The organism is Novosphingobium sp. HNCC26BN242 (assembly GCF_057180525.1).
On sequence record NZ_JBXUGM010000001.1, the window covers coordinates 526,286 to 546,616 of the forward strand.

Annotated in this window: 30 protein-coding genes; 26 read left to right on the top strand and 4 right to left on the bottom strand. The window is 62.3% G+C overall.

Annotated features, from left to right (window positions below):
• Positions 1 to 6 precede the first annotated feature (6 nt).
• The 4 genes from proB (at position 7) to AC2A1F_RS02555 (ending at position 3,148) form a co-directional block, all read left to right on the top strand.
• Positions 7 to 1,140: a glutamate 5-kinase gene (gene proB, locus AC2A1F_RS02540; protein ID WP_484207196.1), complete on the top strand. Its 1,134-nt coding sequence runs from the start codon at positions 7 to 9 to the stop codon at positions 1,138 to 1,140.
• Complete coding sequence (locus tag AC2A1F_RS02545; protein ID WP_484207197.1) at positions 1,140 to 2,057, top strand: NAD-dependent epimerase/dehydratase family protein; 918 nt, start codon at positions 1,140 to 1,142, stop codon at positions 2,055 to 2,057. Before proB ends, AC2A1F_RS02545 begins: the two co-directional genes overlap by 1 nt.
• 178 nt (positions 2,058 to 2,235) lie before the next feature.
• Positions 2,236 to 2,706 carry a DUF805 domain-containing protein gene (locus tag AC2A1F_RS02550; RefSeq protein WP_484207198.1) on the top strand — a complete coding sequence of 157 codons (471 nt, stop codon included), beginning with the start codon at positions 2,236 to 2,238 and terminating at the stop codon, positions 2,704 to 2,706.
• Positions 2,707 to 2,731: 25 nt separating this feature from the next.
• Positions 2,732 to 3,148: a DUF805 domain-containing protein gene (locus AC2A1F_RS02555; RefSeq protein WP_484207199.1), complete on the top strand. Its 417-nt coding sequence runs from the start codon at positions 2,732 to 2,734 to the stop codon at positions 3,146 to 3,148.
• 136 nt (positions 3,149 to 3,284) lie between these two features.
• Here the strand turns inward: AC2A1F_RS02555 and recF are convergent, their stop codons facing one another.
• Positions 3,285 to 4,358, bottom strand: coding sequence for a DNA replication/repair protein RecF (gene recF, locus AC2A1F_RS02560; RefSeq protein WP_484207200.1), 1,074 nt, complete (start codon positions 4,356 to 4,358; stop codon positions 3,285 to 3,287).
• 231 nt (positions 4,359 to 4,589) lie between these two features.
• A complete protein-coding gene (gene pspF / locus AC2A1F_RS02565) occupies positions 4,590 to 5,618 on the bottom strand; it encodes a phage shock protein operon transcriptional activator (protein WP_484207201.1) in 1,029 nt (342 codons plus the stop codon).
• A gap of 170 nt (positions 5,619 to 5,788) precedes the next feature.
• Between pspF and AC2A1F_RS02570 the strand changes: the two genes are divergently transcribed.
• The 12 genes from AC2A1F_RS02570 (at position 5,789) to AC2A1F_RS02625 (ending at position 9,920) form a co-directional block, all read left to right on the top strand.
• Positions 5,789 to 5,947, top strand: coding sequence for a hypothetical protein (locus AC2A1F_RS02570; protein ID WP_484207202.1), 159 nt, complete (start codon positions 5,789 to 5,791; stop codon positions 5,945 to 5,947).
• Positions 5,947 to 6,798 (top strand): phage shock protein PspA, encoded by an 852-nt coding sequence (gene pspA / locus AC2A1F_RS02575; protein WP_484208152.1) that lies wholly within the window; start codon positions 5,947 to 5,949, stop codon positions 6,796 to 6,798. The genes AC2A1F_RS02570 and pspA overlap by 1 nt, the downstream gene beginning before the upstream one ends.
• Positions 6,799 to 6,801: 3 nt before the next feature.
• The gene (gene pspB, locus AC2A1F_RS02580) at positions 6,802 to 7,110 is read left to right on the top strand and encodes an envelope stress response membrane protein PspB (protein ID WP_484207203.1); all 309 of its coding nucleotides are present in this window, start codon (positions 6,802 to 6,804) and stop codon (positions 7,108 to 7,110) included.
• Positions 7,107 to 7,481, top strand: coding sequence for an envelope stress response membrane protein PspC (gene pspC, locus AC2A1F_RS02585; protein ID WP_484207204.1), 375 nt, complete (start codon positions 7,107 to 7,109; stop codon positions 7,479 to 7,481). The genes pspB and pspC overlap by 4 nt, the downstream gene beginning before the upstream one ends.
• 66 nt (positions 7,482 to 7,547) lie before the next feature.
• The gene (locus AC2A1F_RS02590) at positions 7,548 to 7,829 is read left to right on the top strand and encodes a hypothetical protein (protein WP_484207205.1); all 282 of its coding nucleotides are present in this window, start codon (positions 7,548 to 7,550) and stop codon (positions 7,827 to 7,829) included.
• Positions 7,829 to 8,155, top strand: a complete 327-nt coding sequence (locus AC2A1F_RS02595) for a hypothetical protein (RefSeq protein WP_484207206.1) — start codon at positions 7,829 to 7,831, stop codon at positions 8,153 to 8,155. Before AC2A1F_RS02590 ends, AC2A1F_RS02595 begins: the two co-directional genes overlap by 1 nt.
• Positions 8,152 to 8,424: a hypothetical protein gene (locus AC2A1F_RS02600; RefSeq protein ID WP_484207207.1), complete on the top strand. Its 273-nt coding sequence runs from the start codon at positions 8,152 to 8,154 to the stop codon at positions 8,422 to 8,424. The genes AC2A1F_RS02595 and AC2A1F_RS02600 overlap by 4 nt, the downstream gene beginning before the upstream one ends.
• 12 nt (positions 8,425 to 8,436) lie before the next feature.
• The gene (locus AC2A1F_RS02605; RefSeq protein WP_484207208.1) at positions 8,437 to 8,682 is read left to right on the top strand and encodes a hypothetical protein; all 246 of its coding nucleotides are present in this window, start codon (positions 8,437 to 8,439) and stop codon (positions 8,680 to 8,682) included.
• Between the two features lie 27 nt (positions 8,683 to 8,709).
• On the top strand, positions 8,710 to 8,922 hold the full coding sequence (locus AC2A1F_RS02610) for a hypothetical protein (protein WP_484207209.1): 213 nt from the start codon (positions 8,710 to 8,712) through the stop codon (positions 8,920 to 8,922).
• Complete coding sequence (locus AC2A1F_RS02615) at positions 8,919 to 9,095, top strand: hypothetical protein (RefSeq protein WP_484207210.1); 177 nt, start codon at positions 8,919 to 8,921, stop codon at positions 9,093 to 9,095. Before AC2A1F_RS02610 ends, AC2A1F_RS02615 begins: the two co-directional genes overlap by 4 nt.
• A gap of 52 nt (positions 9,096 to 9,147) precedes the next feature.
• Entirely contained in the window at positions 9,148 to 9,561 is a 414-nt protein-coding gene (locus AC2A1F_RS02620) for a SufE family protein (protein WP_484207211.1), read from the top strand.
• 8 nt (positions 9,562 to 9,569) lie between these two features.
• Positions 9,570 to 9,920, top strand: a complete 351-nt coding sequence (locus tag AC2A1F_RS02625; protein WP_484207212.1) for a YbaN family protein — start codon at positions 9,570 to 9,572, stop codon at positions 9,918 to 9,920.
• 3 nt (positions 9,921 to 9,923) lie between these two features.
• Here AC2A1F_RS02625 and AC2A1F_RS02630 read toward each other — a convergent pair whose 3' ends face one another.
• Positions 9,924 to 11,429, bottom strand: a complete 1,506-nt coding sequence (locus AC2A1F_RS02630) for a right-handed parallel beta-helix repeat-containing protein (RefSeq protein WP_484207213.1) — start codon at positions 11,427 to 11,429, stop codon at positions 9,924 to 9,926.
• Positions 11,430 to 11,613: 184 nt separating this feature from the next.
• On the opposite strand from AC2A1F_RS02630, the gene AC2A1F_RS02635 reads away from it, so the two are divergent.
• A complete protein-coding gene (locus AC2A1F_RS02635) occupies positions 11,614 to 12,177 on the top strand; it encodes a hypothetical protein (RefSeq protein WP_484207214.1) in 564 nt (187 codons plus the stop codon).
• Positions 12,178 to 12,280: 103 nt separating this feature from the next.
• Positions 12,281 to 13,303: a DUF4349 domain-containing protein gene (locus AC2A1F_RS02640; RefSeq protein ID WP_484207215.1), complete on the top strand. Its 1,023-nt coding sequence runs from the start codon at positions 12,281 to 12,283 to the stop codon at positions 13,301 to 13,303.
• Here the strand turns inward: AC2A1F_RS02640 and AC2A1F_RS02645 are convergent.
• Positions 13,300 to 13,818: a sterol desaturase family protein gene (locus tag AC2A1F_RS02645; protein WP_484207216.1), complete on the bottom strand. Its 519-nt coding sequence runs from the start codon at positions 13,816 to 13,818 to the stop codon at positions 13,300 to 13,302. The genes AC2A1F_RS02640 and AC2A1F_RS02645 overlap by 4 nt on opposite strands.
• A 136-nt stretch (positions 13,819 to 13,954) precedes the next feature.
• Between AC2A1F_RS02645 and AC2A1F_RS02650 the strand changes: the two genes are divergently transcribed.
• From AC2A1F_RS02650 to AC2A1F_RS02685, 8 genes are all read left to right on the top strand, one after another.
• Complete coding sequence (locus AC2A1F_RS02650) at positions 13,955 to 14,350, top strand: hypothetical protein (protein WP_484207217.1); 396 nt, start codon at positions 13,955 to 13,957, stop codon at positions 14,348 to 14,350.
• A 111-nt stretch (positions 14,351 to 14,461) separates the two neighbouring features.
• The gene (gene leuC, locus AC2A1F_RS02655; RefSeq protein ID WP_484207218.1) at positions 14,462 to 15,895 is read left to right on the top strand and encodes a 3-isopropylmalate dehydratase large subunit; all 1,434 of its coding nucleotides are present in this window, start codon (positions 14,462 to 14,464) and stop codon (positions 15,893 to 15,895) included.
• 7 nt (positions 15,896 to 15,902) lie between these two features.
• Positions 15,903 to 16,433 carry a hypothetical protein gene (locus AC2A1F_RS02660; protein ID WP_484207219.1) on the top strand — a complete coding sequence of 177 codons (531 nt, stop codon included), beginning with the start codon at positions 15,903 to 15,905 and terminating at the stop codon, positions 16,431 to 16,433.
• 173 nt (positions 16,434 to 16,606) lie between these two features.
• Positions 16,607 to 17,689, top strand: a complete 1,083-nt coding sequence (locus AC2A1F_RS02665; protein WP_484207220.1) for a zinc ribbon domain-containing protein — start codon at positions 16,607 to 16,609, stop codon at positions 17,687 to 17,689.
• On the top strand, positions 17,686 to 18,183 hold the full coding sequence (locus AC2A1F_RS02670; protein ID WP_484207221.1) for a DNA-deoxyinosine glycosylase: 498 nt from the start codon (positions 17,686 to 17,688) through the stop codon (positions 18,181 to 18,183). Before AC2A1F_RS02665 ends, AC2A1F_RS02670 begins: the two co-directional genes overlap by 4 nt.
• 60 nt (positions 18,184 to 18,243) lie before the next feature.
• On the top strand, positions 18,244 to 18,405 hold the full coding sequence (locus AC2A1F_RS02675) for an LPXTG cell wall anchor domain-containing protein (protein WP_484207222.1): 162 nt from the start codon (positions 18,244 to 18,246) through the stop codon (positions 18,403 to 18,405).
• 191 nt (positions 18,406 to 18,596) lie between these two features.
• Complete coding sequence (gene leuD / locus AC2A1F_RS02680; RefSeq protein ID WP_484207223.1) at positions 18,597 to 19,205, top strand: 3-isopropylmalate dehydratase small subunit; 609 nt, start codon at positions 18,597 to 18,599, stop codon at positions 19,203 to 19,205.
• 91 nt (positions 19,206 to 19,296) lie between these two features.
• On the top strand, positions 19,297 to 20,298 hold the full coding sequence (locus AC2A1F_RS02685) for an NADPH:quinone oxidoreductase family protein (protein ID WP_484207224.1): 1,002 nt from the start codon (positions 19,297 to 19,299) through the stop codon (positions 20,296 to 20,298).
• The last annotated feature ends 33 nt before the right edge of the window (positions 20,299 to 20,331 follow it).

Genomic DNA, 20,331 nt, shown 5'->3' on the forward strand with positions numbered 1-20,331 from the left:
CTCACCATGAAGATCAGCCAGCTTGCCCATCTGACCGACGCTGCCAACTGCCCACGCCTTGTGGTCAAAGTTGGCTCGGCGCTGCTCGTGGGCAAGGATGGCGCGCCGCGCCGCGAATGGCTGACCGCGCTGGTAGCCGAAATTGCGTCGGCGCGTGCTGCCGGACAGGAAGTGATCGTCGTGTCGTCCGGCGCGATTGCGCTTGGCGCGCGCAAGCTGGGCCTCGCCAAGGGAGGCCGCGGCAGCCTGTCCGATGCGCAGGCGGCGGCCTCGGTGGGCCAGATCACGCTGGCAGGCCTGTGGGCTGAATTGCTGGCCGCACACGGGCTGACCGCTGCGCAGATTCTGTTGACGCTGGAAGACCTTGAGGACCGCCGCCGGTATCTGAACGTCACCGCCACGCTGGGCACGCTGCTGGCCGCAGGGGCGGTGCCGGTGATCAATGAAAACGATTCGGTGGCAACAGAAGAAATCCGCTTTGGCGATAATGACCGTCTGGCCGCCCGCGTGGGGCAGGCGGCAGGCGCATCGGGCGTGTTGCTGCTGTCCGATATTGATGGCCTCTATGACCGCGATCCGCGCGCAGAGGGTGCCACGCGCATCCCAGTGGTGCGCGGCGTTACGCCCGAAATTCATGCCATGGCGACTGGCGGGTCGTCCTCAGGCCTCGGATCAGGCGGGATGACATCGAAGCTGCAAGCCGCCGAAATTGCCGAATTGGCAGGCATGGCGCTGGCGATTATCGACGGCCAGCCCACGTCTCCGATCAGCGCGGCCCTCAGCGCAGACCGGGGCACGCTGTTCCTGCCCCGCGGGCGGCAGCAGGCGCGCAAGGCGTGGCTCGGCGGGCGGATGCGGATGCGTGGGAGCGTGTCGGTCGATGCCGGAGCCGCCGCCGCTCTTGCCAAAGGCTCCAGCCTGCTCGCCGCCGGGATCACCGCAGTTGACGGGGATTTTCAGCGCGGGGATGCCATCGCGGTCATCGGTCCCGACGGCCAGACCATCGCGCGTGGTCTGTCGGAATATGATGCGGCGGAATGCCTCGCCCTCAAAGGCCATCACAGCCGTGAACACGAAGCCCTGCTGGGCTATGCTCCGCGCTCAGCATTGATCCATCGCGACCAGCTGGTGCTGTTGTAATGGCGGGTGAATTGCTGGCGATTACCGGGGCCACTGGCTTCGTCGGACAGGCTGTGCTCGATTACGCCGCGCGTGCCGGGATTGAAGTGCGCGCGCTGGCCCGCCGTCCGCAGGATGCCCGCGCCGGGGTGGAATGGGTGCAGGGCGACTTGCAAGACAAGCGCGCGCTTCAGCGACTGGTCGGCCGGGCCAGCGTGGTGCTGCACATCGCAGGCGTGGTCAATGCGCCCGATGCTCAAGGCTTTGAGGATGGCAATGTCTGGGGCACGCTGAACGTGGTCAACGCCGCGCTTGATGCTGGCGTGCCGCGCTTTGTCCACGTCTCCTCGCTCTCAGCGCGCGAGCCAGACCTGTCGGTCTATGGCCAGTCCAAGCTGCGCGGGGAAAAGATCGTTAAAGCCAGCAGTCTGGATTGGACCGTCGTGCGCCCACCCGCCGTCTATGGCCCGCGCGATACCGAGATGTTTGAGCTGTTCAAGCTGGCCCGGCGCGGGGTGGTGCCACTTCCGCCGCAAGGGCACCTGTCGATCATCCACGTCAATGATCTGGCGCGGCTGCTGCTTGCACTGATCCCGGGCAGTGAAGAGGTGACGCACCTGACGTTCGAGCCTGACGACGGCAGGCCCGGCGGCTGGAGCCACAACGATCTGGCGCGCGCCATCGGCATGGCCGTGGGCAGGCGCGCAACGCCGATCAACCTGCCCGCCAGCATGCTTCGCTTAGGCGCAAAGCTGGATGCGCGGTTCCGGGGCAAGGGCGCCAAGCTGACGATGGATCGCGTCGGCTACATGTGCCATCCCGATTGGCGCGTGGGCGAGGGGATGCAGCCGCCGCCCGCGCTGTGGACCCCGCAAGTCGAAACGCCGATGGGCCTTCACGCCACCGCTGCGTGGTACCGCGAGGCGGGCTGGCTTTAGAGCGGTCTGCGCCAAACGCGATGCACACGCACGGTGGTGGTGTAGATTTCCGTCATGGCGCTCTAGCTCCTCGCTCTAATTCCACCCCCAAATCTTCCACCGATGTGACCGCGCATACTTGCAGCCGCGCGTAATCCGTGGTGACTTGGCCGTCTCATACCTGTCGAGGGGGAAATTCATGGAATGGATGTTGATGCCGTACCGGCGCTATGCCGAGTTTTCAGGCCGTTCGCGGCGCAAGGAATACTGGATGTTCGCGCTGTTCATCACCCTCGTCTATCTGGTTTTTGGTGGGATGATGCTGGCCGGTGGCCTTATGAATGCGTTTACCGCAGGCCTGCCATCGCCTGATGGTGCGGCTCCTGTGGTGCCCGAATTCGGCCCGCTGTTTTGGCTCGGCGCGGTGCTGTTCGGCCTGTTCGCGCTGGCCAGCTTCATCCCCTCGATCTCGGTCGGCGTGCGCCGTCTGCATGATCGCGATATGTCGGGCTGGTGGTATCTGGGCTTTATTGTGGGCGGGGCTATCCCGGTCATCGGCGGGTTGATCAGCATCGGCTTTATCGTGCTGATGGCACTGCCCGGCACCACCGGCACCAACCGCTTTGGCGATGATCCGAAGAACCCGGCTGGTTACGATGTATTTGGCTAAGGCTTGCTGACGGAAGAACAGCGCAATGAACTGGATGATCCTGCCTTACCGCCGCTATGCCCAGTTTTCGGGCCGTTCGCGGCGCAAGGAGTACTGGTCCTTCGCGCTGTTCTACATCCTTGTGATGGTGGGGCTGAACATCGTGTTCGGCACCAATGATGTGCAACGCGGGGGCGGCGCATTCGTCTATGGTTCGCGCATGGTCGGGGCAGGCGGCTGGATCGGCAGCCTGTTCTGGCTGGCCAGCCTCGTCCCCGGCCTTGCCGTATCCGTGCGCCGCCTGCACGATCAGGGCCGCACCGGTTGGCTCTTGCTGCTGTGGATCATCCCGTTCTTCGGCTGGTTCGCCATCTTCGTGCTGATGTGCCTCGAAGGCACCCGCGGCGCCAACCGCTTCGGGCCAGACCCGAAGAACCCGTCGCCGGTGGACGTGTTCTCCTGATTTACCGCGTGCCAGACTCAAACTCTTCGTCGTCCCGGGCTTGACCCGGGACAAGGCTGTTCTTGGCAACGGTAGCGAAAGTAGCGGGACCCCGGATCAAGCCCGGGGTGACGAATGGGGTTCTCGCCATTTTAGGTTAGAGCTTGGTGGCAACCCCATCACACACACTCCACACCGCGCTCTGTCCGGCAATATCGGCGAACGGGGCCATCTCGGTGCCGGTCATCCACACTTGCGCGCCGCTCATGGCCAGCCGTTCAAACAGTGCCGCGCGCCGCACCGGATCGAGATGCGCGGCGATTTCGTCCAGCAGCAACAGGCGGGGCCGGTCCCCTGCAGTCAGGCCAGCATGGGCCAGCACGATGGCGATCAGCATCGCTTTCTGCTCTCCGGTGGAACAGTCCGCCGCCGGTGAATTCTTAGCTGCCAGCATGACCGCCAAATCATCGCGGTGCGGCCCGGTAAGCGATCGCCCCGCCGCCCGATCCCGCCGCCGTCCTTCGCGCAGCATTACCCGCAGCGCCTCGGCCTCTGGCGGCACATCGCTGGCATAGGTCAAGGCAGGCCGGGCAAAGGGCTGTTCGGGCACGGTTTCCAGCACGCGCCCCAGATCGGCCACCAGGCCTGCGCGCGCCGCTGCCATCGCCGCGCCCGCTTCGGCCATCTGCGCTTCGATCCCGTCCAGCCACAGCGCATCAGGCTCAGCCGGTTCGCTCAGCAGCCGGTTGCGTTCGCGCAGCGCGGTTTCATAGCGGGTGGCATTGCGCGCATGGATCGGTTCGCGCGCCAGCACCAGCCGGTCCAGAAACCGCCGCCGCGATCCCGCGCTTTCGGCAAAGATCCGGTCCATCGCAGGGGTCAGCCAGGTGATCGAGAGCCACTCCGCCAGCCGCGCCGCTGGACCTTCGGCGCCGTTGATGCGCACCGTGCGGCGATTGGGGGCCTGCGCCTCGGTGGCGGTGCCGATCTGTACTGCGCCGTCCTCCATGTCGGCCACCACGGCAAACCCGCCGTCGCCATCGCGCCCCGCCATTTCCGCAGGCTGTGCGCGCCGCAGCCCGCGCCCCGGTGCCAGCAGGCTGATCGCCTCCAGCACATTGGTCTTGCCCGCGCCGTTTTCCCCCACCAGCACGTTGAACGCGCACATCCCATCCAGCCGCGTAGCAGCATGATTGCGAAAATCGCGCAGGGTGAGGCGGGTTAGGGACATCGTTGTTGCGGCGTTACCGGGTTTCTATGGTGGCGCAAGAAAGAGTGTTTCACGCAGAGGCGCAGAGGAGAAGGAGAGACGCAGAGAAGTCGAGAGCGCCGCAGGCCTATTTTTACAGATCCGTTCGGATGCGCGAGTTTCAATTTTGTAAGCGGCTGCGCCGCAAGCGCCACATCTCCGCGTCTCTATTTCTTCTCTGCGTCTCTGCGTGAAACAGCCTTCTTTTCGGACCTATCCCCGCTCCCCCAGCCCATGCTTCTTCATGCAATGCCGCAACTGGTCATACGTCAGCCCCAGCGCTTTGGCGGTCTGGCGCTGGTTATAGCGGTTGCGGCCCAGATGGTGTTCGATGATCGCGCGCTCGTGCGTGTCCACGGCGGCGCGCAGATCGCTTACCCCATCGAAATCCGCCGTTGGCACAGCACGCACCGGCAACACCGCTTCGCCTTCTGCCACTGCTTCAGCGCGGGGTGGCCCTACCGGCTTCCATGGGCTTTCAAACGGATCGAACTGCACATGGCCCACCGGCTGCGTGCCATCATCCCAGCGATAGACCGCGCGCTCCACCACGTTGCGCAATTCGCGCACGTTGCCGGGCCACAGATAGTCTTCCATCGCCTTTTGCACCGATAGTGCAAAGCCGGGCCAGGCGTCCCATTGCAGTTCCGCCGCCATGCGCCGCCCGAAGTATTCGGCCAGCACCGCCACATCCCCTTCGCGCACGCGCAGCGGGGGCAGGGTGATCACTTCAAAGCTTAGCCGGTCAAGCAAGTCGGGTCGGAACCGGCCTTGTTCGGCCATCTTGGGCAGGTCCTCGTTGGTCGCCGCCACAATGCGCACATCCACCCGCACCGGCTTGTTCGATCCGATGCGGGTTACTTCGCCATATTCCACCGCGCGCAGCAGTCGCTCCTGCGCGCCCATGGACAGCGTGCCCAGTTCATCAAGGAACAGCGTGCCCTTGTCCGCCTCTTCAAACCGCCCAGTGCGGGCGCGGGTTGCGCCGGTAAAGGCACCGGCTTCATGCCCGAACAATTCGGCCTCGATCAGCGTTTCGGGCAAGGCCGCGCAGTTCATCGTCACCAGCGGTTCGGTCCAGCGTGATGACAGGCGGTGAAGGCGTTCGGCGATCAATTCCTTGCCGGTCCCGCGCTCTCCGATCACCAGCACCGGCCGGCGCATCGGCGCGGCGCGGCTGGCCCGTTCCACCGCGTCCAGAAACGCGCCCGATTGGCCCAAGAATTGCGTTTCACGATCCATGCCTGAAGATTAGCGCATTTTCCCAAGCCTTCGCAAGATTTGCCAACATGAAAAGTGCAGAACGCGCGAAAAGTCCGGGAAATCGGGCCTTGGCGCAGTTTGGCACGCTGCTTGCTGTACCATTAACAACCCGGCAGTCAGCCGATCCCATCCGCCGAAAGGTCATTCAGATGTACACCGCCCGCTTCTTTTCCACCCAGCTCGGACGCGCTAGCCTCGCCAGCATCGGGGCGATGGTGGTGCTGTGCTGCTTCGCGCTTAGCCAGCAAGTGAACTCTGTGCTGAACGTCGTCGCTTCGACCGCGGCAATCACCGGAGAGCTTGCATGATGGCCGATGAACTTTCCCCGATCCGGCCGGAAGGCAAAGCGGGTGGACGCACCACGCGCTTTGACGCAGAACTGGATCGTCTCCGCACGTCTGCCAACACCGCGTTCGGCCAGAGCAACGGTGCCTCGCCCAATGCTTCGTTCAAGTCTTCCAATTTCAAACCAGGAGTAAACCTGATGGGCATCTTCTCGCGGACTCGCGACATCATCGCCGCCAATTTCAACGATCTGCTCGATAAGGCTGATGATCCAGCCAAGATGATCCGCATGATCATCATGGAAATGGAAGAAACGCTTGTCGAAGTCCGCGCTTCTGCCGCCCGCACCATTGCCGATCAGAAGGAAATGGGCCGCCATGTGGCGAAGCTCGACCGACTTCAGGCCGATTGGGCGGAAAAGGCCCAGCTCGCGCTGTCGAAGGACCGCGAAGATCTGGCCCGCGCCGCTCTGGTTGAAAAGAAGAAGGCCGCCGATATGGGCGATCAGCTTCGCAGCGAGATCACCGTGCTCGATGATGCGATGCGCGCTTATGAGCAGGACATCGAAAAGCTGCAGACCCGCCTGCGCGAAGCCCGCAGCCGTCAGACTGCTATCGCCGCCCGCCTCGAAAGCGCCGAAAACCGCGTCCGCCTGCGCACGCTGCTGGCCAGCGAGCGTGTGGACGATGCGCTCGCCCGTTTCGACCAGCTCGAACGCCGCGTCGATTATGCCGAGGGCCGCGCCGATGCACTGGGTCTCGCCGACGGTTCGGGCAAGCCAAGCCTCGCCGACGAGATTGCAGCGCTGGCCGGGCAGGACAAGATCGACGAGGAACTCGAAGCAATGAAGCGCCAGCTTGGCAAGGAAGGTTGAGCCATGGAAGACGTACTCGTTCCCATCGGTGTCGTCGGCATGCTCTTCGTCGGCCTGCCCTGGCTGATCCTCCACTACATCACCAAGTGGAAAACCGCGCCCACCCTGACCAGCGGTGATGAAGCGCTGCTGGAGGAGCTCTACCAGCTCGCCAAGCGATTGGATGAACGCATGGATACGGTTGAGCGGCTCGTCGCATCCGACAACCCTGACTTCAAACCGGCGCGCATCACGCACGACCGTGAGATCGACAACCAGAAACTGCGCGAACTGGACCGCATGTTCGCCGAACAGGGAAGGACCGCAAAGTGAGCAGCCCACGCACCCGCTTTTACCGTGACAAGGTCAATGGCAAGTTCATGGGCGTCTGCGCCGGGATTGCCGATTACACTGGCGTCGATGCGCTGTGGATCCGCTTGGGCTTTCTGATCCTGGCCTTCTCGATGGGCTGGCCATTCATGCTCTATTTCGCACTTGGCTTGCTGGCGAACAAGAAGCCGCCGCATCTTTACAGTGACCGCGAGGAGCAGAAGTTCTGGCAGGGCGTGCGCCAATCACCGGCCCGCACCGCGCGCGAAGTGCGCGCCAGCTTCCGCGATATTGATCGCCGTCTGGCCGATGTGGAAAGCTTCTATGTCAACTCGAACCCGCGCCTTTCGGCCGAAATCGAGAAGCTGCGCTGAACTGCACCTAGACACACCTAACTGCACCTAGACACACCTAACTCGTCCTGAGGGGGACTTAACATCATGGGACCTGCCACTCTTGGCCCACTCATTGCCATCGTCGCGCTGTTTATTCCGATGATCGCGATCTGGACAAAACACCGTCAGAAGATTGCCGAACTGCAGATCAAAGCCACCGCCGAACTGAGCGCCGAAAAGGCCGCCCAATACGCCCAGCACACCCGCCAACTTGAAGAGCGCGTCCGCGTGCTGGAGCGGATCGTCACCGACAAGGGGTTCGATACCGCCTCGCAGATCGAAGCGTTGCGCCGTGATAGCGCCGCGCTTGAAGACCGGAACGTGTGATGGATTGGGGCGGACCAGAATTTGTGCTCGCCATCATCGTGATCTCGACCGGCGGCTGGATCGTCAACAACTGGATCCGCGCCCGCCATGGATATCCGCTGGAAGATGAGTGGGGCGGCACGACGCAGCGGACAGATGATCAAGCGATGACCAGGCTGCGCGAGGAAAATGCCGTTTTACGCCAACAGCTTGAAGCCACGCACCGGCGCCTTGCCAATGTCGAGGCGATTGTTACCGACCGTGGCTTTGACGTGGCCAGCCAGATCGAGGCGCTGCGAAGCACGCCCGCCAAATCCGAAACTGCAAGGGAAGGAAGAGCCGGATGACCATGGAAGACACACTGGCGCTGGGTGCGCTGATGATCGGCCTCGCCATCGTCGTCAGCGTTCTGGCAGATGCCTACAAGCGCCGCCTCGCTTTCCGTGAGCGCGAACTTGAACTCCTGTCAAAGCACACCGCCGAAAAGGCCGCGCAGTATGCCGCGCAGGCCGAGCGGCTGGAGCAACGAGTCCGCGTACTCGAACGCATCGCAACCGATAACAACGCCGATCTTGCCCTGCGCATCGAAAACCTGCGCGATATCAAAGTCAATTGAGGAAGCGCCGCAATGTCTTTTTGGAGTGCCATGGTTGCCATCGTTGCGATCATCGCTTTCGCCAATATCCGCATGAACCGGGATAAGCATCGTGGCGGCGGATACGAGCGCGCCGATGCCGACGCAGCCTATACCGCCAGCCTCGAACGCGAACTGACAGAATTGCGCCAGCGGCTTGAAGTGCTGGAACGTATTGCCACCGATGATGGCGAAACCCGCCGCCTCTCGCGCAAGATTGAGCAGCTGCGCGAGAAGTGAACCCTTTTGCAACAGGGAGTTGCCGATATGACTTCCGAACTTGTCACAGCATTATCGGGCCTGACCGGCCTTGCCATGATCGCCTTGGCCGCCTTGCGCGGGTGGGATGGGTGGCTGGCCTTGAAGCGGCTGGAACTTGAACGCCATGAAACCGGCGGTGCCGCTAATCTGATCGACCTTGCCGACATGCGCGAACGGTTGCGCAAGCTGGAAGCCATCGCCGCCGGGGTAGACCTGTGAGCGGGAAAGGCGAGGGCGCCGCCAAGGCGGGCATCGGCCTAGGCTCCGCCATTGCGGTCACCATCTCGTGGAGCCTGCACAAGTCAATCATCTGGGCGGCCGTGCATGGGATTCTGTCGTGGCTCTATGTCATCTGGTATGCGCTGATGCGGCCGGGCGGGATTTCGGGATAGCTTGCCCCACCGGGCGGTGGACGCCACCCCAACCACTCGCTAAATGCGGCCCATGCGCAAACTTGATGATATTCTGGAAGAGTATGAATTCCTCGATGGCGATGAGCGCTATCGCCTGCTGATCGAGCTGGGGCGCGAGCTGGAAGACATGCCCGATGCGCTGAAAACCGATGCCACGCTGGTGCGCGGCTGTTCGGCCAGCGTGTGGGTTTACCCGACGCAAACCGATGACGGCACACTGCACTTTCTGGCCGATAGCAACGCGGCGATCACCAAGGGTATCGTCGCGCTGGTGCTGTCGGCGGTGCAAGACCGGCCGGCGCCCGAAGTGGCTGCAACCGACATTGCCGAGGCGCTGGGGCCGTTTGATCTGAAAAAGCAGCTGTCCTCAAACCGCACCCAGGGCGTGCCCAACATGATTGCGCTGGTGCGCGAACATGCCGCACGCCTTGCCGCTGCGGCCTGAGTTAGGACTTGCGCCGCCACCTCTATCTGGCAGGCGGTGTCATCAGTGTAGCGCTGGGCACGCTGGGCGCATTCCTGCCGCTCCTGCCCACCGTGCCGTTCATGCTGCTAGCCGCGTTCTGCTTTGCCCGGTCCAACCCGGCGTGGGAACAGCGGCTGCTCGATCATCCGCGCTATGGCCCGCCTTTGCGGGATTGGAAAACCCGGCGCGCGATTTCGCGCAAGGGCAAGATCGGCGCGCTGGCGGCCATGGCGTTTGGCGTGGTGTTAACCGCCGTGACCGCAGGCTGGCCGTGGGTGCTGATCCCGGCGGGCACAATGGGTATCATGGGCGCATGGATCTGGACGCGCGCGGAATAGCGCTCATTCCTGACAGGTGCGTGCCAGCAATGCTCTTGCCTGTTCGACCGAAAGGGATTTGGCTCGATCAGGCCCCGTTCCTTTGCGGAAGCGGTTGTCCCCGCCCATATCAGGCCCCGGCGGCAGCCATGCATTGTTGATCAGCGCAACGCCGCGCACAGGTTCCGACAAAGCCTCCGTGATGACGTAATCGTTTCTATAAAGACCTATCGCCTTGATCAGCGTCTGCGGGGGCTGCGCACTGCCATGAATGGCGTTCAGATAGGCAGGAGCGCTGTTTGCGGTAATCACATTGGCAGACGGGTGGCGTCCTTCCTTTGAAGGCATGGCGACAATCCATGGAAAGATCGGGCCGGGCCAGCCTACCACCACGTTTCTGGAGATATGTGCTTTGTCCACACCATAGAGCGCTATTGCGTGAGCCACGGTCGGCCGCACCAAATTGCAGGTTATGCGCACGTCGTCCCAGCGGCCATCAAAGATGTTGATGCCTTGCAGATCGCGCGATTGGCGCGCCAACGCCGTATCGGAAAGGCAGATATTGCCGGTGATTTCGACGGGGCCAAACGTGGGCAGGTTCGGCCCTGATTGGCCTTGCATGCAATCGGGATGAAGCGTGTCTCCAGTCGGCCAATGATCGCGGATAACATTGTTTCTGATGACAATGTCATTGCCGGAAAAGTCTATCCCGTCGACCGAAAAGTCCCTGATTTCGGTGTCTTCCACCCTGATCTTGGCGGAGCGGTAGATGACCACGGCAATGTGCGTATCACGCACCGTGCTCTTTTCAAGGCCAAGGCATTCACCAAACAGCATCACGCCATTGGCAGACGTGTTGGCCCAGACGACCGGATCGGTCTGCGCGATGCTGCCCGCGCCATCGATGGCAAGACCGGTGAACCGCACATTATGCGAAGGCCGCACATCGGCCAGTGGGCGCGTGGTTACCAGATAGCCGGTTTCTGGCCGACGATCAGGCGCAACCACCAGATCGCGGAACACGAAGTTCACCAGATCATGGACGGCAATATTCTGGAAGCGCGGCGTAGCGCCGGGGGCCGCTGCAATGGTTACCGGCGCACGGTTTGCCAGACCGGAAAGCAGCAGGCTGCCATAGTCTCCAGAGGCCAGCAGGATCGTATCGCCGCCATGCACCACCGCGTGCCCATTGGCGTGCATTGGTGGACTGACGATCCGGCCCTTGCGGAACTTCGCAATCGCGCGATCCACCAGACGCGGCGCGCGCGTGTCGTCGCCAACGAGTCCGCCCGCCACGATCCGGTCAAGGCTTGCCCAGGGACGGGCGGCTGACCCATCGCCATCGTCCCGCCCACGTGCGGGATCGACATGAAAAACGCGGCCAGACGGGGGCGGGACGGCTGGCGCATCAGCCATGCAAGTGTGCGATGGTTTATCGCCATACCCCGGACGCTGGCTATCATAAACAGCGTAGCCGCCCAGCGCCGCAAGGCCCGTGAGTGCCAGACTGGCTGTGTAGACCCACGTCATCGCCGGGCTGGGTTATCGGTTCGATGCATAGCCACGGTGGCATAATGGGCCATGCGTGCATTGGCCACTGATGATCACGTGATTTGCACATTCGTGTTGCGACGTGGTGCGTTGTGAACATCGTTCCACTTTTGTTCCATTTCGGATAGAGTCTGGAGGGACTCGAACGGAACGGATTCGCCCGATGATTTCGCTGACCATTGGCCCTGCGGAGGACTGGTTTTCCAGGGCTGTGGACCTGTTCGGCGCGCTGGCGTGGCCGCTGGCGGCGCTGGTGATCGCGCTGGTGTTCCGCCGCCCGCTGCTGACCCTGCTGGCGCGGCTGGATGAATTGAGCTGGGGCGACAAGGCGGCGCGCTTTGCGGGACGGCTGGACCGGCTGGAATCCGAAGCGTCGCCGGTAGTGGCCGAGCCGGATGGCCCGGAAATAGCGCTGACCGGCGATCACGGGCGCTTCATCAAGCTGCTCGACCTGTCGCCCAATGCCGCCGTGCTCGATTCATGGTCGCGCGTGGAAGAGGCGTTGCAGGGCCTTGCGCTGGCGCACTCGCTTGCCAGCACCGACGCCGCAAAGGCCAGCCGCGCCCTCCAGCAACGCGGGGTGCTGCCCGCACGCACCGTCGGCATGATCGGAGAAATGCGCGCCCTTCGCAACGCCGCTGCGCACAATCAGGACATCTCGGTGTCTGACGCGCTACGCTTCCGCAATCTGGCGAAGGGCGTGCTGAATGAGATCAGGTTAGCTTGATTTGCACGATTGCTTTAAGCGTTGCTTGCGGGTTTAAACAGACAAAGGGCATCGGTCGACAATACGGCGGTCCTCTAGGCAATATCTGCGACAAGGGCCGACAATGGGCAAACGTATCTCTACTTTGTTTGTTTTGGCTCTGCTGACCGCTTGTAGTGAAAAGCCAGCTGAGTCTGCCGCAGAAGATGTAATTGCTCAGATTGAACCATCGGAAGGCGATGGGGATGCGCCTCAGAACAAATTTGGTTTTGCCGAGGCTTTGGAAAAACCGAAGGCATCAGACCTGTTCGGCGGAGATGCACCTCGGGCCCGAATGATGGCGGCAAACCTGAATGTAGAAGAACCGGCAGAAGCGTCGTCAGCCGTTCAACCACCGCCCACGGCGTCCCAACCCCAGATCGCTTATTCCTATGGCTTTGGATTTCAAATCAGCGGCGATAAGGTTGCGCAATTGCAGCGGGCTCACACTGCAATCTGTGAGGGGATGGCGCCGAAATGCCGGGTGATGCGGACTTCGCAGGCTAGCAGCGATGGAATTGATGCCTATGGCGAAGTCGAACTTCAGGTTGCTGCGAGTGAAGCCGGGGCGTTTGAGAAGGCATTATCGAAGCCTGCAACGGAACTCGGCGGTGAATTGGTTTCGTCCGTTCGTGACGGGGAGGATCTTTCCGAAAGTATCATCGATACCGAAGCGCGGCTGCAATCACGGCTTGTGTTGCGCGACAAGCTAACTGAAATTTTGAAGAACAACCGGGGCGGGGTTGAGGAGCTGATTGCGGCTGAAAGAGCCATTGCTGACGTGAATGAGGAAGTCGATGAATCGCGTTCCAAACTGCAGCAATATCGTGGCCGAATCCGCTTCAGTGCCGTTAAAATTCAGTATCAACCCTATTTTGGCGACTCTCAGCTTGGGTTCGGACGGCCGATCCTGACGGCGCTAAGATCGACGAAGACAACGATTGGCGTTTCCATTGCTGCTATCATCTATGCAGCGGCGGCTTTGCTTCCTGTTGCGCTGTTGATCGTTGTTTTGCGCTGGGTATTGCATCGTTTCGGCATGCGTGTTCGCTTCTGGAAAAAACGGCCGAAAGATGAAGAAGCTGCGCAAACTTCTGACGCAGCCTAACCCTCCACCGCCTCCCGCAGCACCGCAATCCCCCGCTCCCGTTGCACGCGAAGTTCCTTCTTCAACACCACCGGATCACGCGCGAAGATAAACCCGAAGCTGACCCCGCCTTCCTTGCCGATCGTGGCGTGGTGCAGTTTGTGGGCCTGCACCAGTCGCTTGGCATAGCCGCGTTTGGGGACCCAGCGGAACCAGCGCTGGTGGACGATGCCGTCGTGGATCAGGGTGTAGATCGCGCCATAGGCCATCACACCAAGGCCGATGAAAGTGCCGGGCCACCACGCGCTATCGCCCAGCACCAGCGGGCTGCCGATGGCGAAGAAGCTGATCGAGATGACCGCGCCGACCACGCCGTAAAGGTCATTCTTTTCGAAGAAGCCTTCGTGCGGTTCATGGTGATCGCGGTGCCAGCCCCAGCCGAAGCCGTGCATGATATATTTGTGGCTGGACCACGCCACGAATTCCATGGCGAGGACGGTGGCGACGATAATCAGAAGGGCAATCACGAACTGCATGGCGCTCCCATACAACGCACGGGCGCGCCCCGCGACACATTCTTACACTTTGCCCGAAAGTCGCGACGGGTTGTTTTTCTGGCGTTCAGGCGGCGGGTGGCAATTTGGCTTCAGCAACCCAATGAGGAGCAATCCAATGCGCAAGACCATTATCGCAGTCGCCCTTTCCACGATGATCGCCACCGGTTTTGGCGGAACCGCATCGGCCCACAGCTATGGCCGCGATGGTGATCGCTTCCCCGGTGGAAACCGTGCCGAGGCATCCTATCTGACGCCCGCCCGCAACGCCGAAATCCGCCGCGATATCTGGCAGTTGGACAACCGCATCGCCCGCGCCCAGCAGAACCGCGCCATCTCTCCGCGGGAAGCACAGGGCCTGCGCCGCGATGCCCGCGACATCAAGCAGACCTATACCCGCCTTGCCAATCGCGGGTTGTCGGTGGGTGAGTTCCGCACGCTCGAACGCCGCGTCGACACTATCAACCAGCGCCTGCGCATTGAAAAGCGTGATCGTGATGGCCGCAGGGGCTAATCGACGTGGTTGAATGTAACCGCACCGAGTAACAAAATTACGCTCAAGACATCCAAGGCCCGCCCTTTCCTGCTTGAAATGCAGGCAGGGCGGGCCTAACCGCTTTGGCCTATGACCCACAATCCGCGCACACTTTACCAGAAGATCTGGGACGCCCACGTTGTCGAACAGCGTGATGATGGCACGGCCCTGATCTATATCGACCGGCATCTGGTGCATGAAGTGACCAGCCCGCAGGCGTTCGAAGCGCTGCGCGTGGCAGGCCGCAAGGTGCGCCGCCCCGATCTCACGCTGGCGGTGCCCGATCACAACCTGCCCACCACCGCGCGCCGCACCGCCGATGGCGCACGCGTGCCGATTGCCGATTTTGAATCAGCGCAGCAGTTGGAAGCGCTGGAGCGCAATGCGCCCGAATTCGGCATCCGCTATATCGGTGATGCCGATGCGGAGCAGGGCATTGTCCATGTCGTCGGGCCGGAGCAGGGCTTTTCGCTGCCGGGCGCGACCATCGTGTGCGGCGACAGCCACACCGCCTGCCACGGCGGGCTGGGTGCGCTGGCCTTTGGCATCGGCACCAGCGAAGTGGAGCACGTGCTCGCCACGCAGACGCTGCTGCTCAAGCAGTCCAAAAGCATGGAAGTGCGCGTCGAGGGCACGCTGCTGCCGGGCGTGACGGCCAAGGACGTGGTGCTGCACATCACCGGCGTACTGGGCGCGGCTGGCGGGACCGGATCGGTCATCGAATATACCGGGCAGGTCATTCGCGATCTGTCCATCGAAGGCCGGTTGACCATCTCGAACATGGCGATCGAACACGGCGCGCGGGCAGGGCTCTGCGCGCCGGATGAAAAGACCAACGCCTATATCAAGGGCCGTCCCTACGCGCCCAAGGGTGCCGATTGGGACAAGGCCGTGGCCTGGTGGACCAGCCTCGCCACCGATCCGGGCGCGACCTATGACAAGGTCGTGGTGATCAATGCCAGCGACATTGCGCCCTCGGTCACCTGGGGCACCAGCCCTGAGGATGTGCTGCCGATTTCAGGCGTTGTGCCTGCACCGGAATCGTTTGCCGATCCTTCGAAGCAGGAAGCCGCCAAGGCCAGCCTTGCCTATATGGGCCTGACGCCCGGACAGCGCATGGAGGACGTGGAGGTGCAGAACATCTTCATCGGTTCGTGCACCAACAGCCGCATCGAAGACATGCGCGCTGCCGCCGCCGTGCTCAAGGGCCGCAAGAAGGCCAGTAACGTGAAGTGGGCCATCGTCGTCCCCGGTTCCGGCCTTGTGAAGAAGATGGCCGAGGACGAGGGGCTGGACCGCGTATTCATCGAAGCGGGTTTCGAATGGCGCGAGCCGGGCTGTTCGGCGTGCCTCGGCATGAACCCGGACAAGGTGCCTGCGGGCGAACGCTGCGCATCTACCTCGAACCGCAATTTCGTTGGCCGCCAAGGGCCGGGCGCACGCACCCATCTGGTCAGCCCCGCGATGGCGGCAGCCGCAGCGGTGACCGGGCGGTTGACCGACGTGCGCAAGCTGATCGGCTGAGACAGGCATGGCGGTCCTTCCTACCGCTGCGCTCCAGTTGGCGGGGTTCCTGATGGCCCATGCCTTCTGGACCGCGTCGGAACTGCCTGCGGGGGCGAGCTATCAGCCGCAATCGCTGTGCATGCGCGGCGATGGCAGTCGGCAGCTACAGAGCTTTGAAGGCCCCACGCCCAAAGAGCAGGACGACAAGGCGCGCGCCTTCATCACCGGCGGCGCGGCGCAGTGGCCCGACTGCGCGATTGCGCGGCAGGTAAAGGTCGGCACGCCCGCCGGCGATGTCGATGCGCTGGTTATCGATGTGGTGCAAAGCGGCAGCAATGTGATGACCGTGGTGCAGGCTTTCCGCCCCGCGCCGCAAGGCTTTCGTCTGCTGGGCGACGAACTGGTGATGGGCGATGGCGGGCCTTTGCCACCACTGCCTGCCGCACAGGCCGCTGCAGCGATGCGCGAAGGCGCGATTGACCACCCCGGGCTGGGGGACAAGTGGCAAGCGTGGGAAATGGCGCGCGACCGGGTGAGCCCGCTGGTGACGCGGTAAACCCTGACAACCGAGATACCCGCTCATGCTGAGCCTGTCGAAGCATCTGGCACGACGGTCACGCCAGCACCCTTCGACAAGCTCAGGGTGAGCGGGATTGGTCGTGGCCCTGCCTTGCGTTTACAACGATGCGACGCCCCACTAGCTTCACCGACAAAGAGGAGGACCCACCCATGGACGTAATCAAAGGCGTGCGTGTGCCAGAACGGCTCTATCGCGGCGTGCTGTGGCTGGTTTCCATTGTCTTTGCGGGCTTCATCATCGGCCTTGGCAATCTGGTGATCGGCGATCTGCCGATGGTGGAGAGCCAAGTCTACACCGCCCCGGCCGAGGACACACCGCAAGTCCGCCAAATCCGCGAACAGGTGCGCCAGCTTCAGGCGCAAAGGGTGGCGATTGACGACAAGCTGAATATCCAGCGACTGCAGCTGGAACAGGCGCAGCGGCAATCAGGCACAGCGGAAGAGACGTTCCGCGCGTGGATTGCCGCCCGCACCGCCACCACCAATCCGCAGCAGGATCCCGAAGTCATCACCCGCACCCGCGAGTTGGAACAACTGAAGGGCAACGAGCGCGCGATCCAGCAGGCAATTGCCGATCTGGAAAACCAGCGCGCCCCGCTCGACCAGCGTGAAAATGCCCTGAACACGCAGCAAAACGCACTGATCGATGCTGCCATCCCGGCGCAGGAACGCGCGATGTTCTGGCAGGAACTGCGCGTCTTCGGGCTGCGGTTGCTCATCACGCTGCCGATGCTGGGCGTGGCAGCATGGATGGTGATGAAGAAGCGCAAGAGCGATCACTGGCCGCTGATGCGTGGCTTTGTGCTGGCTGCGGTGTTCGTGTTCTTCGTGGAACTGGTGCCCTATCTGCCCAGCTACGGCGGCTATATCCGCTACTTGGTGGGCATCGCGCTGACCTTTGCGGCGGGGCATTTCCTCGTCAAGAACATGCGCGCCTATCTGGCGCAGCGGCAGGAAGCGGAAAAGCAGGCCGAACAGACCCGCCGCGCCCGCGTGAGCCATGATGAGGCGTTCAAGAAAATGGGCGCCAAAGTCTGCCCCGGCTGCGACCGACCCATCTCCACCACCGGCGATGCCGAAGCCAATTTCTGCGTCCATTGCGGGATGACGCTGTTTGACCACTGCCACGCCTGCAACACGCGCAAGATGGCCTTCTTCCGCTTCTGCATGAGCTGCGGGACGCCTGCCAAGGATGAGGCGGCCAAGGACGATGCTGCGCCAGCGCCTGCGTGAGCGGGCGCAAGGTCTCCTTCGCACCGGTCGTCGATGAACGTACTCGCATCCTGATACTTGGCAGCTTGCCTGGTGAAGCAAGCCTTGCCGCCGCGCGGTACTATGCCCATCCGCGCAACCAGTTCTGGCGGCTGGTAGGCGCGTTGATCGGAGAACCGTTGGCCGACTTTGATTACGCAGCGCGGCTAGAAATGCTGCGCAACAATTGCATCGGGCTGTGGGATGCCATCGCATCGGCAACGCGCCCCGGAAGCCTTGATGCAGCGATCCGCGACGTGCAGGCCAACCCTCTGGAAAATCTCGTCGATTCATTTCCTATGCTGCAGTGCATCGCCTTCAATGGCGCAAAATCCGCAGCCATCGGCATGGTGCAATTGGCCGGTGTGACAGGCATTGAATTGCTGCGCCTGCCTTCCAGCAGCCCGGCCCATGCTGCGCTGACGTTCGATGCAAAGCTGGCGGAGTGGATGAACTTGCGGAAATTCCTGCGCTGATCCTTGCATTTGTGTGACACGCGGCCAATCTAGGCTTTGGCGATCAAGGAGTTTCCGAGCGTGACCAAGAAAACCGATTGGACCGGAAAGGCTGCCATGGCAGGGGCGGCTGTCGGCTCGGCAGCGCTTGCCGCCGCCTTACTCTATGCCTCGCGCCGCAAGGAACGCGCTGAGAAGGCCACGCCCAAGGCTCCACCAGTGGATGTGCCAGAGACGGATTGATTGACGGATTGAGGTCTGTCTTATCGTCCTTCCCCACTGCCCCTTTTTCGTCATTCCCGCGCAGGCGGGAATCCAGTCACGCAAGAATGCCGTCGCAATGCGACGATGACTCGATTGGCGCTGGATTCCCGCCTGCGCGGGAATGACGAAGGTAGTGTTGCATCACACCCACACAAAGCTATAGCAGCGCCATGGAACCGGTGAAGCAGATCGATGGACGGGCCATCCCGTTCGGCCGCAAGAACGTAGATACCGACGTAATCATCCCTGCCAAATGGCTGAAAACGATCACCCGTCAGGGCCTTGGCCGTGGCGCATTTGAAGCCTTGCGGGCCGATCCCGACAACATCTTTGACAGCGCAGAATTTGCAGGCTCGCCCATCCTGATCGCGGGTGACAACTTCGGCTGCGGGTCCAGCCGCGAACATGCTGCCTGGGCATTGGGTGACCTTGGCATCAAGGCCGTGATCGCGCCGTCTTTCTCCGACATCTTTTCCGGCAATGCGTTCAAGAACGGCATTCTCACCGTCGTCCTGCCGCAAGAGGCCATCGACCGGCTGATGGAAGTGGCGCAGACCGATCCTGTCTCGATCGATCTTGAAGCGCAAACCGTCACGACGCCGTTTCAGGACCGCTTCGTGTTCGAGATCGATGCTTTCCGCAAGCACTGCCTGACCAATGGCCTTGACGAAGTGGGCCTGACCATGGCGCGCGGCGATGCGATTGCCGCGCACGAGGCCAAGATGCGCGAAGGCCTGCCGTTCCTTGCGCACGGGACCGATGCCGTAGCGGCAGCTTAATTGCGCGTTTAACAGGGCTTCCCAAGCCGCAGAAAACTTGCTTCCCTATGGCGAAGCGGTTTGATTCCGCACAAGCTTTGGGAGAGTCCTGATGAAAACATTGCGCACCCACGCTGCGGGTGGACCTGAAACGCTGGTGCTGGACGATCTGCCCGATCCGGTGCCGGGCAAGGGCGAAGTGCTCGTGCGCGTCCACGCCTGCTCGATCAATTTCCCCGACACGCTGATGATCCGCGATTTGTACCAGTTCAAGCCCGAGCGTCCCTATGCGCCCGGCAGCGAATTGGCAGGCACGATCGAAGCGCTGGGCGAGGGTGTGACCGGCTGGGCGGTAGGTGATCGTGTGATCGCTATGACCGGCAGCGGCGGCTTGGCCGAAAAGGTCATCGCTCCGGTCACCCGCCTCTTCGCGTTGCCCGATGACGTGGATTTTGCCACAGGCGCATCGCTGCTGATGACCTACGGCACCACGATCCACGGGTTGAAGGATCGCGGGCATATCAAGGCGGGTGATACCGTGCTGGTGCTGGGCGCGGCGGGTGGCGTAGGCCTTTCGGCGGTAGAACTGGCGAAAGCCTATGGCGCGCGGGTGATTGCGGCGGTTTCCAGCGAGGAAAAGGCCGCTGTGGCGCGCGAGGCCGGTGCGGACGATGTGGTGATCTATGGCCGCGCGCCGTTTGACAAGGCCCAGTCCAAGGCGCTGGCTGAACAGTTCAAGGCCGCCTGCGGCCCGACCGGGGCGGATATCGTCTATGATATCGTCGGCGGCGACTATTCGGAACCCGCCCTGCGCGCGATTGCGTGGGAAGGGCGCTTCCTCGTCGTCGGCTTCCCGGCGGGCATCGCGCGCCTGCCGCTGAACCTTACCCTGCTGAAATCCTGCGACGTTTGCGGTGTGTTCTGGGGGGCGTGGACCGCGCGCGAGCCTGCGGCGTTCAAGGCTGAAGTGGCTGAACTGTTCGCGCTGCTGAAAGCGGGCAAAATCAACCCGCGCGTCTCGCAGCGCTTCACGCTGGAACAGGGCCGCGAAGCCATCGCTACGCTCGAAAACCGTTTGGCGATGGGCAAGATCGTGGTTGAGATGATCGGTTGATTTAGTTTTTTCAGGTAAACTCCTGAAACCGTT

Excerpts from the sequence above, each read along its gene's own strand:
- AC2A1F_RS02605 (WP_484207208.1), top strand. The coding sequence starts at position 8,437 with ATGTCTTTTTGGAGTGCCATGGTTGCCATCGTTGCGATCATCGCTTTC.
- AC2A1F_RS02595 (WP_484207206.1), top strand. The coding sequence starts at position 7,829 with ATGGATTGGGGCGGACCAGAATTTGTGCTCGCCATCATCGTGATCTCG.
- AC2A1F_RS02610 (WP_484207209.1), top strand. The coding sequence starts at position 8,710 with ATGACTTCCGAACTTGTCACAGCATTATCGGGCCTGACCGGCCTTGCC.
- pspF (WP_484207201.1), bottom strand. The coding sequence starts at position 5,618 with ATGGATCGTGAAACGCAATTCTTGGGCCAATCGGGCGCGTTTCTGGAC.
- AC2A1F_RS02550 (WP_484207198.1), top strand. The coding sequence starts at position 2,236 with ATGGAATGGATGTTGATGCCGTACCGGCGCTATGCCGAGTTTTCAGGC.
- leuC (WP_484207218.1), top strand. The coding sequence starts at position 14,462 with ATGACCCACAATCCGCGCACACTTTACCAGAAGATCTGGGACGCCCAC.
- AC2A1F_RS02665 (WP_484207220.1), top strand. The coding sequence starts at position 16,607 with ATGGACGTAATCAAAGGCGTGCGTGTGCCAGAACGGCTCTATCGCGGC.
- leuD (WP_484207223.1), top strand. The coding sequence starts at position 18,597 with ATGGAACCGGTGAAGCAGATCGATGGACGGGCCATCCCGTTCGGCCGC.
- AC2A1F_RS02660 (WP_484207219.1), top strand. The coding sequence starts at position 15,903 with ATGGCGGTCCTTCCTACCGCTGCGCTCCAGTTGGCGGGGTTCCTGATG.
- AC2A1F_RS02645 (WP_484207216.1), bottom strand. The coding sequence starts at position 13,818 with ATGCAGTTCGTGATTGCCCTTCTGATTATCGTCGCCACCGTCCTCGCC.
- AC2A1F_RS02650 (WP_484207217.1), top strand. The coding sequence starts at position 13,955 with ATGCGCAAGACCATTATCGCAGTCGCCCTTTCCACGATGATCGCCACC.
- AC2A1F_RS02620 (WP_484207211.1), top strand. The coding sequence starts at position 9,148 with ATGCGCAAACTTGATGATATTCTGGAAGAGTATGAATTCCTCGATGGC.
- AC2A1F_RS02640 (WP_484207215.1), top strand. The coding sequence starts at position 12,281 with ATGGGCAAACGTATCTCTACTTTGTTTGTTTTGGCTCTGCTGACCGCT.
- AC2A1F_RS02600 (WP_484207207.1), top strand. The coding sequence starts at position 8,152 with ATGACCATGGAAGACACACTGGCGCTGGGTGCGCTGATGATCGGCCTC.
- AC2A1F_RS02635 (WP_484207214.1), top strand. The coding sequence starts at position 11,614 with ATGATTTCGCTGACCATTGGCCCTGCGGAGGACTGGTTTTCCAGGGCT.
- AC2A1F_RS02685 (WP_484207224.1), top strand. The coding sequence starts at position 19,297 with ATGAAAACATTGCGCACCCACGCTGCGGGTGGACCTGAAACGCTGGTG.
- AC2A1F_RS02545 (WP_484207197.1), top strand. The coding sequence starts at position 1,140 with ATGGCGGGTGAATTGCTGGCGATTACCGGGGCCACTGGCTTCGTCGGA.
- pspA (WP_484208152.1), top strand. The coding sequence starts at position 5,947 with ATGGCCGATGAACTTTCCCCGATCCGGCCGGAAGGCAAAGCGGGTGGA.
- recF (WP_484207200.1), bottom strand. The coding sequence starts at position 4,358 with ATGTCCCTAACCCGCCTCACCCTGCGCGATTTTCGCAATCATGCTGCT.
- pspB (WP_484207203.1), top strand. The coding sequence starts at position 6,802 with ATGGAAGACGTACTCGTTCCCATCGGTGTCGTCGGCATGCTCTTCGTC.
- AC2A1F_RS02570 (WP_484207202.1), top strand. The coding sequence starts at position 5,789 with ATGTACACCGCCCGCTTCTTTTCCACCCAGCTCGGACGCGCTAGCCTC.
- AC2A1F_RS02555 (WP_484207199.1), top strand. The coding sequence starts at position 2,732 with ATGAACTGGATGATCCTGCCTTACCGCCGCTATGCCCAGTTTTCGGGC.
- AC2A1F_RS02590 (WP_484207205.1), top strand. The coding sequence starts at position 7,548 with ATGGGACCTGCCACTCTTGGCCCACTCATTGCCATCGTCGCGCTGTTT.
- proB (WP_484207196.1), top strand. The coding sequence starts at position 7 with ATGAAGATCAGCCAGCTTGCCCATCTGACCGACGCTGCCAACTGCCCA.
- AC2A1F_RS02630 (WP_484207213.1), bottom strand. The coding sequence starts at position 11,429 with ATGACGTGGGTCTACACAGCCAGTCTGGCACTCACGGGCCTTGCGGCG.